Origin of the sequence: Mesorhizobium sp. M6A.T.Cr.TU.014.01.1.1 (genome assembly GCF_004022765.1) — a bacterium.
GTDB classification, from domain to species: Bacteria; Pseudomonadota; Alphaproteobacteria; order Rhizobiales; family Rhizobiaceae; genus Mesorhizobium; species Mesorhizobium mediterraneum.
The window spans coordinates 59537-72075 of record NZ_RZPG01000011.1; the positions used below are offsets into that span (position 1 = coordinate 59537).

The window sequence follows — 12539 nt, forward strand, 5'->3', positions numbered from 1 at the left end:
AATTCAGGCCGAAAACTCTATATTTCCCGATAGGGAATGCGAATGATGAACGCGAAGGTGCAAAGCTTGAAAGCCTTTCTTGCGCGCGCCGGCCGGGTGGCCCTGGTCGAGGTGGCCGGAACAAAAGGCTCGACGCCACGCGAGAAGGGCGCCTTCATGCTCGTCTCGAGCGCGGCGATTTTTGGCACGATCGGCGGCGGCCAACTCGAATATATGGCGATCGACAAGGCGCGGCAGATGCTTTTCTCCCCCCTTGAGGGGGAGATGGCCGCGGAGCGGCCAGAGGGGGTCGGTAGAGGGAGCGCGCGACCTAAAAAAATGTCGAGCACTGCCGCGGCGACCCCACCCGGCGGCTTCGCCGCCACCCTCCCCTCAAGGGGGAGGGATATCCGAGCTACCCTCGACATCCCGCTCGGACCGGAAATCGGCCAGTGCTGCGGCGGCAGGGTCGAGGTGCTGATTCGGCTGGTCGATGCTGCGCTGGCGCAAGAGCTGGTTGCGGCGGCGGAAGCCGCGGAGGCTCAACTGCCGCATGTCTACATATTCGGCGGTGGTCATGTCGGCCAGGCGTTGGCATCGGCGGTGGCCTTGCTGCCGGTGCGTGTCGCCGTTGTCGAGACGAGGGCCGAGGCGCTGGATGGCATGCCGGACACGATCGAAACCAGCCTGACGCCTATGCCGGAGGCGATGGTGCGCGAGGCTCCGGCCGGGAGCGCCTTCGTCATTCTTACCCACGACCACGCGCTGGATTTCCTGATCGCCACTGAGGCGCTGAAGCGCCGGGATGCCGCCTATGTCGGCATGATCGGCTCGAAGACCAAAAAGGCGACATTCAGGAGCTGGTTCCTGAAGTCGGCGGACGGCAGCGAGACGGAATTTGCTCGCCTCGTCTCGCCGATCGGCGGCGAAACGGTCAAGGACAAGCGACCGCAAGTGATTGCGGCCTTGGCGGCGGCCGAGATCATGACGGCGCTGGCCGCTCACGCCGTCGCACCAGCGGCTCCGCACCCCGCCTCTCGTGGCAAGGCAATGGCCGGCTGACGGCTGATATACCGCCGAGCTGCACTTTCGTGCAGGCGCGCTTCCATAGCGTGCTGCTCAGATCGGCCGCTTCAGGCCCAGATGGTCGCGCAAGGTGCGGCCTTCGTACTCCGTGCGGAACAGGCCGCGCCGCTGCAATTCCGGCACGACGAGCGCGGCAAAGGCATCGAGTTCACCGGGAAACCAGGACGGCATGACGTTGAAGCCGTCAGCGGCGCCGCCCTCGAAGCGTGCCTCGAGTTCGTCGGCGATTTGAGCCGGCGTGCCGACGACGCGCCAGTGGCCGCGCGCGCCGGCGAAGTGGCGCGCAAGCTGCCGGATGGAGAGCTTGTCCCTGCGCGACTGATCGACGACGAGAGCTTGCCGGCTCTGCATGCCTTCGCTTGCCGGCAGCTCCGGCAATGGTCCATCGATGGGATAGCGCCACAGATCGGAAATGCTGAGATAGCTGGAAAGCAGCGCGATGCCGATATCGTCGGGGATCAACTCCTGCAATTCCTCGTATTTTTCCTGCGCTTCAGCCTCGGTTGCCGCCACGATCGGTGCGACGCCCGGCATGATCTTGATATCATCAGGCTCGCGCCCATAGGTCGCCAGGCGACCCTTGAGATCCTCGTAGAAGGATTTCGCCTCCTCGAATGTCTGCGCCGCTGTGAACACGACGTCGGCGGTGCGGGCGGCAAGGTCCCGGCCAACGTCCGAGGCGCCGGCCTGAACCATCACTGGCGCGCCCTGGGGGGAGCGCGGCAGGTCGAGCGGGTCGCGAACAGAAAAGCTCTGGCCGTCGTGACCGGATCCGGAAGCCCCATCGAGCTTGCCGTGCCAAAGTCCGGTGACGACTTCGGCGAATTCACGCGCGCGCTCATAGCGATCGGCATGCGGGCGCAGGCCGGTCGAGCCGAAATTGGCGGCTTCGATGTGGCTGGCGGAGGTAACCAGGTTCCAGCCGGCTCGGCCGCCGCTCAGATGGTCGAGCGACAAGAAGGTCCGCGCCAGCCCGTAAGGCTCGTTGTAGCTCGTCGATGCCGTGGAGACGAGGCCGATGTGGCTGGTCTGGACTGCGAGAGCCGAAAGCAGGCTGATCGGCTCGAAGCCGATCGAGCGCGAGGTCTGGCTAGCGATATTGACATTGGCCTCGCGCACGCCGGCAGCGTCCTCGCAGAAGATCATGTCGAGCTTCGCCGCCTCCGCCGTCCGCGCCAGCTGGATGTAATGGTCGATATCTACACCCGCCGTCACATGCGCCTGCGGATGGCGCCAGGCCGCGATATGGTGGCCTGTTGCCCACAGAAAGGCGCCAAGCTTCATCTGACGTCGATGGGCGGTCATTGTTCATCTCTCCCAGCAAGTCCGAGATGGGAGCGAAGCGTCGCGCCGGGATAATCCGACCGGAGAAGGCCGCGGCGACGAAGCTCCGGCAGCACGTAATCGACGAAGTCGTCGAGCACAGACAGCACCGGCGGCATGAGTATGTTGAAACCATCGCAGCTTTTCGATCGGAAAGACTCTTCGAGCCTATCTGCGATCAGGTCCCGCCTGACGGCCATTTCAGCGCTCGGCGCAACGTTCATCAGCACCTTTATCGCGCCCGGACTGCGCCCGAACGCAAGCGCGCGGCGCTTCAGATCGTCAGCCTTCGCGCCCGCGACCGATGGCCCGTCCAACAGGATGACGTCGGCGACGCGGGCGGCGATCTCCATGTCGGGCTCCGATAGGCCTGACATGACGAGCACCGGCATATCCTGCGGCGACCGCGCAACATTCAGCGGGCCGCCCACAGAGAAAAACTCGCCCTTGTGGTCGAGCAGGTGCATCTTTTCGGGATCGAAGAAGCGGCCGCCGCTTTTGTCGAACAGCAGGGCATCCGTATCCCAGCCTTGCCACAAGCCCTGCACGATGCCGATCAATTCCTCCGCACGTCGGCGGAAGTCGTCGCCGGAAAACCCTTCCGGACGGCTGAAATTGGCTGCCTCGCGCGGATCGGGGAACATGCTCGCGTTCCAGCCGGCACGGCCATGGCTGATGACGTCGAGCGAGGCGAAACGGCGCGCCAGATTGTAGGGCTGGTGGGCAACCGTCGACGCGGCGGCGATCAGGCCGATCCTGCTTGTGACCGTCGCCAGCGCCGCCAGCAGGGTCGTCGCTTCGAAGGGCACTTGCCGGTTCGGCGCGTCGCCGCGTGCAGCGGGCGCGGAATCGGCAAGAACCACCATGTCCAAGCCGGCTGCTTCGGCCTTTTGCACGAACCGGGCCAGAAGGCTGAAATCCGGGCCGGCGTCGGACGGATGGGAAGGCGCGGCTTCCGGAACCAGTGAAACGGCAAGATGCATTGTGGCGCCGTCGGCCATCGGTCTTCCCTGGTGAGTGAGATTCCGCAGGAATTATCTTCACCAGCTGGACGGAAAGCAACCGGCCAGTCGGCGATCATTTGCCGGCCAGAATATCCTTGATCAGCCGCTGACAGCGCTCGGCCATGAAGTCGAGCAGCAGCCGCACCTTCGGGTCCTGCAGCTTCTTGTGCGGATAGACGGCGGCGAACTGCACCGGCGTCGGCGGCGTGTCGGACAGGATCACCTTCAGCCGCTGGTCGCGGATGAACGGCTCGACCTCGAATCGCGGCTTGTTGATGATGCCGCGGCCGGACAGCGCCCAGCCGGTCAGCACGTCGCCATCGTCCGTGTCATAGGGTCCGTGCACTTCGAATTTTCGCGGGCCGTCGGCCGTCTGCAGCGTCCAGACGTATTCGCGCGCGCCGGAATAGCGCAGCATCAGGCAGTCGTGCTTCTTGCCGATCAATTCCTGCGGCTCGGTCGGCTCGCCACGCGCCTCCAGATATTTCGGTGCCGCCACCAGCACCCGTTCGCACTCCATGATGCCGCGCATCCTGAGGCTGGAATCTTCGATGATGCCCAGCCGGAAGGCGACATCGATGCCTTCCTTCATAATGTCGACATTGTGGTCTGAAAGTCTCAACCGAACCTCGATATCAGGATATTTGTCGTGGAAATCGGGGATGCCCGACGCCACCAGCCGGCGGCCGAGGCCGAGCGGCGCTGTCACTTTTATGGTGCCGCGCGGCTGGCCGGATAAGGCGCTGACCGCAGCCTCCGCCTCGGTGACCGCCTCCAGCACCTGCTTGGCGCCGGAGTAGAACACGGTGCCGTGCTCGGTCGGCATCAGCTGCCGGGTCGTGCGGTTGAACAGCCTGACACCAAGATGCTTCTCGAGCTCCTTGATGCGGTTGGAGGCGACCGCCGGCGAGATGCGCATGTCGCGGCCCGCCGCCGACAAATTGCCAAGCTCGACGACGCGGACGAAGACGGCGATGTTGTCGAGGTAGGCCATGCGGGTTTCGTGGCTCTCATGCAGCTGCGTGTAACGAGCCTAGTATTTTCCAATTTTTTTTGAAAGTCATCGTGCAGCTCGGCCCTTTCCGTTTGCGCTCCAGCCCGTAAAGTCACCCAATCGGCAGGGACGACTTTTCAATGATGGATTTCGCGATTTTCTGGGACTGGCTGAGTTTCGCCGTGCGCTGGCTGCATGTCGTCACCGGCATCGCCTGGATCGGCTCGTCCTTCTATTTCGTCGCGCTCGATCTCGGCCTGCGCCAGCGTCCGGGAATGCCCGCCGGCGCCTTCGGCGAGGAATGGCAGGTGCATGGCGGCGGCTTCTATCACGTGCAGAAATATCTGGTGGCGCCGGCCGAAATGCCTGAGCACCTGACCTGGTTCAAATGGGAATCCTACACCACCTGGCTGTCGGGCTTTGCAATGCTGTGCGTCGTCTACTATGCCGGGGCGGACCTCTTTCTGATCGATCCCAATGTGCTGGCCATGTCGGTGCCTACAGGCATCCTGCTGTCGCTGGCGACGATCGGCGTCGGCTGGGTGGTCTATGATCTCTTGTGCCGCTCGCCGCTCGGCAAAAGCGACACCGGTCTGATGCTGGTGCTCTATGCCGTGCTGGTGTTCATCGCCTGGGGTCTCACCCATCTGTTCACCGGCCGCGCCGCCTTCCTGCATCTCGGCGCCATCACAGCGACGATCATGTCGGCCAATGTCTTCATGGTCATCATCCCGAACCAGAAGATCGTCGTCGCCGACCTGATCGCCGGTAGGAAGCCAGATCCGAAATACGGCAAGATCGCCAAGCAGCGCTCGTTGCACAACAATTACCTGACGCTGCCCGTTCTGTTCTTGATGCTGTCGAACCACTACCCGCTGGCGTTTTCTACCCAGTTCAACTGGGTGATCGCCTCGCTGGTTTTCATCATCGGCGTGCTGATCCGGCATTATTTCAACACCATGCATGCGCGCAAGGGCAACCCGACCTGGACCTGGCTGGCTGCGGCCGTCCTGTTCGTCGTCATCATCTGGCTGTCGACGGTGCCGAAAGTGCTGACCGGCGAAGTCAAGGCGTCCTCGGCGGCACAAATCTATGTCGCCTCGGCGCATTTTCCCGCCGTGCGCGACACCGTGCTTGGCCGTTGCTCGATGTGCCATGCGCAGGAGCCGTCCTACGAGGGCATCTATCACGCGCCGAAGGGGGTGATGCTCGACACGGACGCCGGTATCGCCGAGCAAGCCCGCGAGATCTACCTGCAGGCCGGTCGCAGCCACGCGATGCCGCCCGCCAACATTACCCATATCACCGACAAGGAGCGGGCGCTGCTGGTGGCATGGTTCGAGGAGGCAGGGAAATAAGCATGACCAGCACGCTTCTGCGCGGCCGCACGCTGTCCTTCCTGCGTTGGCCTGAGACCGTCGACGACCATTCCGCCTGGCGCTACGAGGACGACGGCGGCCTGCTGCTCCGCGACGGCAGGATCGTTGCCGCGGGCGCCTATGCCGACGTCGAGAAAAAGGCTGATGAAGGCGCAAAAAAGATCGATCACCGCCCACATCTGCTGCTGCCGGGTTTCATAGACGCGCATGCGCATTTTCCGCAGATGCAGGTCATCGCCTCCCATGGCGCGGAACTGCTCGACTGGCTGAACACCTACACTTTTCCTGAGGAAACCAAATTCCAGAACGCCCAGCATGGCCGCCGCATTGCCAGGCTGTTTCTCGATGAGGTGGTGCGTAACGGCACGACGACAGTCGCCGCCTATTGCTCGGTCCACAAGGAGTCTGCCGAAGCGTTCTTCGCCGAGTCGCATGACCGCAACATGCTCAACATCGCCGGCAAGGTGATGATGGACCGTAACGCGCCGGAGGGTGTGCTCGATACAGCGCAGTCGGCTTATGACGATAGCAAGGCGCTGATCGCCGATTGGCACGGCAAGGGACGCCAGCATTATGCCATCACGCCGCGCTTCGCCATCACCTCGTCGCCGGAACAGTTGGAAATGGCAGACGCGCTCTGCCGTGAACATCCTGATCTGCACATGCAGACGCATCTGTCGGAAAACCACGCCGAGATCGCCTTTACCCTGCAACTCCATCCAAAGGCGCGCGACTATACCGATGTCTACGAGCATTACGGGCTGCTCGGGCGCAAAAGTCTGTTCGGCCACTGCATCCATCTGTCGGAACGCGAGGCGGATGCGCTTTCGGATTCAGGCTCGGTGGCGGTATTCTGCCCTACCTCGAACCTGTTCCTCGGCTCGGGCCTGTTCGATTATCAGCGCTACCGCACGCGTGACAAAGCTCTCCGGATCGCGGCCGCAACCGATGTCGGCGGCGGCACTAACTATTCGATGCTGCGCACCATGGACGAGGGCTACAAGGTGATCGCCCTGAACGGCGAAAAGCTCAACCCGTTCCAGTCGTTCTGGCAGCTCACCCGCGGCAATGCCGAGGCGCTGTCGGTCGTGGAAAAAATCGGCACGCTGGACCAAGGCAGCGACGCCGACATCGTCGTGCTCGACGCACGCGCCACGCCGGCGATGCGGCTGCGGATTGAGACGGCGGGCACGCTGGCGGAGGAATTATTTCTGCTGCAGACGCTGGGCGACGACCGCGCCGTGCGCGAAGTCTATGTTGCTGGGCGGGCGGCGAAGAGCGATATGGCGGTTTAGCTATCCCGCACGTTCCGTCTTGACCGGGCGGCAGCCATCGGTCAAAGCCTGCAGCGAAGTTGACAGGGGAACGACATGGCCGTTGCGGACGACATCGCTCTGATCAAGAAACAGGAAGCCACGCTTGTCTTTCCCGTCTTCGACGAGGCTGTTGCCTTCAAGATCGGCTCGGCGATCCGCGACCGAGCGCTAGCCGAAGACCTGCCGATCATCGTCGACATCAGGACCTTCGACCGGCCGCTGTTCTATGCAGCGATGCCAGGCTCGAACGCCTCCAATCCGGACTGGGCGCGGCGCAAGATCAACGTCGTGCGCCGGTTTTTGAGAAGCACCTACCGCCTGGTGCTGGAGCAACAGCGCCCCGACCGCAGCTTCAAGCCCGGCGAGGGCCTCGACATATCAGACTATGTGCTTGCCGGTGGCGGCTTTCCCGTAACGGTCAAAGGTGCCGGCGTGATCGGTGTGATCGCAGTCTCGGGCTTGCCGGAGCGCGAGGATCACGGCGTCGTCGTCGACGCGTTGTGCAGCCATCTCGGTGTCGACGGGCGCCAATTGGCACTGCCGCCGGAAGCAAAATGACTGAGATCGATCCCAAGACCTTCCTCACCGCCATTTTCAACGCCGCCGTCGCCGCTGCCGATCCCCAGAGAACCATCAGGGATCGTCTGCCGGCAATGCCGAAAGGGCGCACCATCGTCATCGGCGCCGGAAAAGGCTCAGCGCAGATGGCGGCGGCATTCGAAAAAGTATGGGACGGGCCGATCGAAGGGCTGGTCGTCACCCGCTACGGCTATGGCGCGACCTGCCAGCGCATCGAGATCATCGAGGCGGCGCATCCGGTGCCGGACGCAGCCGGTCTCGAAGCCTCGCGCCGGTTGCTCGAAAAGGTGCAGGGGCTGACCGCGGACGATCTGGTCGTGGCGCTCATCTCGGGCGGCGGCTCGGCGCTGCTGCCGTCGCCTGCTGGAGGTCTGACGCTGGCCGACGAAATCGCCGTCAACGAGGCGCTGCTCGCCTCCGGCGCACCGATCGCCGCCATGAACGCCATCCGCAAGCATGTTTCCACGATCAAGGGCGGCAGGCTGGCGGCAGCCGCCTATCCCGCCAAGGTGGTGTCGCTGGTCGTCTCCGACATTCCGGGCGACAATCCGGCGCTGGTCGCTTCCGGCCCGACGGTTCCCGATTCCGGCAGCCGCGAAGACGCATTGGCGTCGATCGCCGCCTATGGCATGAAGCTGCCGGCTTCGGTGATGGCACATATCAGTTCGCCGACCGCAGATGCGCCGCGCGCCGACGATCCGCGTTTTTCGCGCAACGAAGTGCATCTGATCGCCTCGGCCGGCGTGTCGCTGGAGGCGGCTGCGGCCGAAGCCAGGCGCCAAGGTATCGAGGCGGTCATCCTCTCCGATTCCATCGAGGGCGAGGCGCGCGAGGTCGGCGGTGTCCACGCCGCGATCGCGCGCGAGGTCGCGACGCGCAGCCGGCCTTTCCCAAAGCCGGTGCTGATCCTGTCGGGCGGCGAGACGACAGTGACCGTGCGCACAAAAGGCAAGGGCGGTCGCAACAGCGAGCTTCTGCTCGCCTTCGCCATCGGCATCAGCGGCATGGCGGGCGTCCACGCGCTGGCCGCCGACACCGACGGCATCGACGGCTCTGAGGACAATGCCGGCGCCTTTGCCGACGGTTCGACGGTTTCGCGAATGCGGGCGGCAGGCGTCGATGCCAAGGCGATGCTTGCGGGCAACAATGCCTGGACGGCATTCAATGCCGTCGGCGATCTTTTCGTGCCCGGCCCGACCGGGACGAACGTCAATGATCTCCGGGCGATATTGATCAGATAGGTTCAGGCGGCCATCAGCGTCTTCACCGCTTTCATATCCTTCAGGAACCGCTCGCGTTCGGCCTGTTTGTCCGCCGGCTCGCGGATGCGCAGGATGAAGGACGGATGGATCGTGACGAACACACGCAGGCCATCCTCGCGCTCCACGACCGCGCCCCGCATTTTCATGATCGGCACGACTTTGCCGAGCAGTGACTGCGCCGCCGTTGCGCCGAGCGCCACAGCCAGATTGGGCTTTATCAGATCGAGCTCCTTGTCGAGCCACCAGCGGCAGGCCTGCACCTCGCCGGCATTCGGCTTGGAGTGGATGCGCCGCTTGCCGCGCGGCTCGAACTTGAAGTGCTTGACCGCGTTGGTGACATAGACTTTCAGCCGGTCGACGCCGGCATCGTCCAGGATGGCGTCGAAGACCTTGCCCGCCGGCCCGACAAAAGGTTTTCCGGCCAGATCCTCCTGGTCACCAGGCTGTTCACCGACGAAGATCACCTTGGCCTTGTCAGGTCCTTCGCCGAACACGGTCTGTGTCGCATTGCGCCATAGCGGGCAGCGGCGGCAGGCTTTCGCCACCTCACTGAGTTCGGGAATGGTGCTTGCGCCATTCTCTTCCGCCGTCTCGGGCAATTCACGCTTGGGCCAGCGTCTTGCCTGCACCTTGGCGTGGTGTGGCACGGGATTTGTCTGCATCCTGGCGATCATGGCTGATGCGGCCTTGTCCGCTGCTGCGATCAGATGCGGAATGAGCGAAGCCCCGGAAAGGTTCCTTCAAAATAGCCCGGACCCGGCTTTCGCCGGGAGAATGACCGGCGATGCGACCGCCTCACACCTCGTGCAGATAGAGATGATAATCCAGTTCGCTGACCGTGCGCGCCACGCGCAGATATTCGGATTGCTTGATCGCCACAAATGTACGGTGCAGGTCTTCGCCCAGCGCTCCTTTGAGGAACGTCGACGCGCGCGCGGCCTCGATCGCGGCGCGCCAGTCCACTGGCATGGTCGTGCGCGTGATTGCCGATTCGTAGCCATTGCCGGTCGTTTCGGGGCCGGGGTCGAGGCCTTCGTCGAGACCCCTGGTGATGCCAGCCAGCACGGTTGCCGCGACCAGATAGGGGTTGGCATCGACGCCTGACGGCCGGTGCTCGATGCGCCGGTTTTTCGCATCGCCTGCCGGCACGCGCAACGCCACTGAGCGGTTATTGACGCCCCAGGTCGGCGCCACTGGGGCATAGGATTGCGAGACGAAGCGACGCCATGAATTGGCGTGCGGTGCGAACACCAGCATCGATTCGGCCATGGTCTGGATGAGGCCGCCCAGTCCGCGCAGCAGCGGCAAAGACCAGGTCTCGCCGCTGGCTTCAGCGAAGACGTTCTTGCCGGCCTTGTCCTGCAGCGAGACATGGAAATGCATGCCGGAGCCGGCATATTTTTCGATCGGCTTGGCCATGAAGCAAGCGGTGACGCCGTGGCGGCGCGCCTGTGCCCGCACCAGCCGCTTCAGCATGATGAGATCGTCGGCCGCCCGCATCACATCGTTGCGATAATTCAGCGTCAGCTCGTACTGGCCGGGCGCATATTCGGAAATGACCGTCTCGGCCGGGATGCCTTGCACCTTGGCCGCGGCATAGATGTCGGAAAACAGCGGTTCCATGCCGTGCAGATGGTCGACGGAATAGACCTCGGTCTTGGCCGAGCGTCGGCCGTCGAGTACCGCGTTCGCCGGTCGCACCTTACCGTCGGCGTCGCGCTCGTTGGCGAGCAGGAAGAATTCGAGCTCGAAGGCGCCGGCAGGATGCAGGCCCTTGGCCGCCAGTATCTCCACCTGCCGGGCCAGCGCCAGCCGCGGATCGGAGGACATGGGCTGACCGTCGAGATGATACATCGCCATCAGCACCTGGCCGCGCGGCGGCTGTGTACCGAACAGCGGCACCAGCGTGCCGGGGATCGGCCACGCCCGCAGGTCGCCGTCGCCGGTCGTCCAGATCAGTCCGGTCTCGTGAACGTCCTCGCCGGTGATATCGAGGCCGAGGATGGATATCGGCATGTGCCGGCCGCCCTCGAAGATGCTCATCAACTCGTGCCGGCGCACGATCTTGCCGCGGCCGACACCATTGGCGTCAGTCAGCACGATGTCGAACGCTTCGATCTCCGGGTGGGCGTCGAGAAAGGTTTGCGCCTCGGCGGGCGTCGAGCCCGAAGGGGAGGCGATGATGGCGTTCAAAGTTTGCTTGTGCGCTTCTCTCATGCGCTAGCTTGTCTCATGCCGCGAGCCTTGCCGCAACCGCGCCGAAGGCGGTGATCAGGCGGTTGACCTGGGTGGCGCTGGTCGCCGGCGAGATCAGCATCATGTTGTGGAACGGCGCGATCAGCACGCCGCGATTGACCAGCGCGACATGGATCGCCGCTTCGAGCTCCGGCGCGTGCGCTGTTTCCGCCTCGCCGCCATTCCTCAACGGGCCGGGTGCGCAGATGAACTCGACGCGCGCGCCGACTCGAGCGACATGCCAGGGCAGGCGGTAGCGGTCGATGACAGCGGTCAACCCGGCGTCGAGCCGCCGCGCCAGGTGGTCCATATGGCTGTAGCTCTCGTCGGTCATCACTTCTTCGAGCGTGGCGCGCATTGCGGCGAATTGCAGCGGATTGGCCGAGAGCGTCGTGCCCATGCCGGAATAGCCTGGTTGTTTCTGGCTATTATAGGCAGCATAGCGCGTGGCGACGTCGTCGCTCATGCCCCACACGCTGGCCGGAACGCCGCCGGCGATCGGCTTGCCGAGCACGAACAGGTCAGGCTCCAAGCCGTGTTTCTCGGTGTAGCCGCCCGGACCGGTCGAGATCGTGTGCGTCTCGTCGATCAGAAGCAGGGTGCCGGCCGCGTGGGTGAGACGTCGCAGCGCGTCGTGGAAGCCATGATCTGGCAGCACCATGCAGGAGTTGGTCAGCACCGGCTCGGCGATGACGCAGGCGATATCCCCGTCCCGGAGCGCGGCCTCAAGCGCCGGCACATCGTTGAACTCGATGACATCGGTTGTCCGGGTCAGGTCGCGAAATTCGCCGGCCAGTCCCGGCCGGTTGCCCGGTCTGCCGTCGACCAGCCGCACCATCGTCTCGTCGACCGAGCCGTGATAGCAGCCGTTGAAGACTAGGATCTTTTCCCGTCCGGTGATGGCGCGGGCAACGCGCAGCGCAAAGCGGTTGGCATCGGTCGCCGTCGTCGCGATCTGCCAGAACGGCAGGCCGAAGCGCTGTTGCAGCAGTGGGCCGATGGCGAGTGCATCCTCCGAAGGCAGCATGTAGGTGAGGCCGCGTCCAGCCTGCCGGCGGATGGCGCGGGCGACCGGCGGCGGCGAATGGCCGAACATCGAGCCGGTATCGCCGAGGCAGAAATCGTCGAGCCTGTTGCCGTCGATATCGGTGATGGTGGCGCCCTTTGCGCTGCCGACCAGGATCGGGAATGGCGTCGGCCAGTCGTTCATCCAGTGCATCGGCACGCCGCCGAAGAAGCCCGGCAGACCATTGCCGGCCTTCGCTGCCGATTTTGGCCGTGCCTTGCGGAAGGCTTCGGCCTCGGTCTCGCGCAGATCGGCGATGCGGGCAGTGCTGATGCCGCCGACGGATGTCTTTGAATGGTCGATTGTATGCATGAAG

The 12539-nt window shown here is 64.0% G+C and carries 11 protein-coding genes; 5 read left to right on the forward strand and 6 right to left on the reverse strand.

Annotated elements, in window-relative coordinates; genetic code table 11:
- Positions 1 to 45 precede the first annotated feature (45 nt).
- Positions 46 to 1041: a xanthine dehydrogenase accessory protein XdhC gene (gene xdhC / locus EN885_RS14500; RefSeq protein ID WP_128335192.1), complete on the forward strand. Its 996-nt coding sequence runs from the start codon at positions 46 to 48 to the stop codon at positions 1039 to 1041.
- 57 nt (positions 1042 to 1098) lie between these two features.
- On the opposite strand, the gene EN885_RS14505 is transcribed toward xdhC, so the two are convergent.
- The 3 genes from EN885_RS14505 to EN885_RS14515 all read right to left on the reverse strand — a co-directional run bounded on the left by EN885_RS14505 (position 1099) and on the right by EN885_RS14515 (position 4386).
- Positions 1099 to 2370, reverse strand: coding sequence for an LLM class flavin-dependent oxidoreductase (locus tag EN885_RS14505; RefSeq protein WP_128242307.1), 1272 nt, complete (start codon positions 2368 to 2370; stop codon positions 1099 to 1101).
- Positions 2367 to 3389 carry an LLM class flavin-dependent oxidoreductase gene (locus tag EN885_RS14510; protein WP_128242308.1) on the reverse strand — a complete coding sequence of 341 codons (1023 nt, stop codon included), beginning with the start codon at positions 3387 to 3389 and terminating at the stop codon, positions 2367 to 2369. Before EN885_RS14510 ends, EN885_RS14505 begins: the two co-directional genes overlap by 4 nt.
- 76 nt (positions 3390 to 3465) lie before the next feature.
- Entirely contained in the window at positions 3466 to 4386 is a 921-nt protein-coding gene (locus tag EN885_RS14515) for a LysR family transcriptional regulator (RefSeq protein WP_095484394.1), read from the reverse strand.
- Positions 4387 to 4526: 140 nt separating this feature from the next.
- Here EN885_RS14515 and EN885_RS14520 point away from each other — a divergent pair, with 140 nt between their 5' ends.
- From EN885_RS14520 to EN885_RS14535, 4 genes are all read left to right on the forward strand, one after another.
- Positions 4527 to 5744 (forward strand): urate hydroxylase PuuD, encoded by a 1218-nt coding sequence (locus EN885_RS14520; RefSeq protein ID WP_128242309.1) that lies wholly within the window; start codon positions 4527 to 4529, stop codon positions 5742 to 5744.
- Positions 5745 to 5746: 2 nt separating this feature from the next.
- On the forward strand, positions 5747 to 7060 hold the full coding sequence (guaD, locus tag EN885_RS14525; protein WP_128242310.1) for a guanine deaminase: 1314 nt from the start codon (positions 5747 to 5749) through the stop codon (positions 7058 to 7060).
- A 75-nt stretch (positions 7061 to 7135) separates the two neighbouring features.
- A complete protein-coding gene (locus EN885_RS14530) occupies positions 7136 to 7639 on the forward strand; it encodes a heme-degrading domain-containing protein (protein ID WP_127289915.1) in 504 nt (167 codons plus the stop codon).
- The gene (locus EN885_RS14535; protein WP_128242311.1) at positions 7636 to 8901 is read left to right on the forward strand and encodes a glycerate kinase; all 1266 of its coding nucleotides are present in this window, start codon (positions 7636 to 7638) and stop codon (positions 8899 to 8901) included. Before EN885_RS14530 ends, EN885_RS14535 begins: the two co-directional genes overlap by 4 nt.
- Before the next feature lie 2 nt (positions 8902 to 8903).
- Here EN885_RS14535 and EN885_RS14540 read toward each other — a convergent pair whose 3' ends face one another.
- The 3 genes from EN885_RS14540 to EN885_RS14550 all read right to left on the reverse strand — a co-directional run bounded on the left by EN885_RS14540 (position 8904) and on the right by EN885_RS14550 (position 12535).
- The gene (locus EN885_RS14540; protein WP_281035140.1) at positions 8904 to 9629 is read right to left on the reverse strand and encodes a UdgX family uracil-DNA binding protein; all 726 of its coding nucleotides are present in this window, start codon (positions 9627 to 9629) and stop codon (positions 8904 to 8906) included.
- Between the two features lie 88 nt (positions 9630 to 9717).
- The gene (locus EN885_RS14545) at positions 9718 to 11139 is read right to left on the reverse strand and encodes a glutamine synthetase family protein (RefSeq protein WP_128242313.1); all 1422 of its coding nucleotides are present in this window, start codon (positions 11137 to 11139) and stop codon (positions 9718 to 9720) included.
- A 13-nt stretch (positions 11140 to 11152) separates the two neighbouring features.
- Entirely contained in the window at positions 11153 to 12535 is a 1383-nt protein-coding gene (locus tag EN885_RS14550; protein ID WP_128242314.1) for an aspartate aminotransferase family protein, read from the reverse strand.
- Between the last annotated feature and the right edge of the window lie 4 nt (positions 12536 to 12539).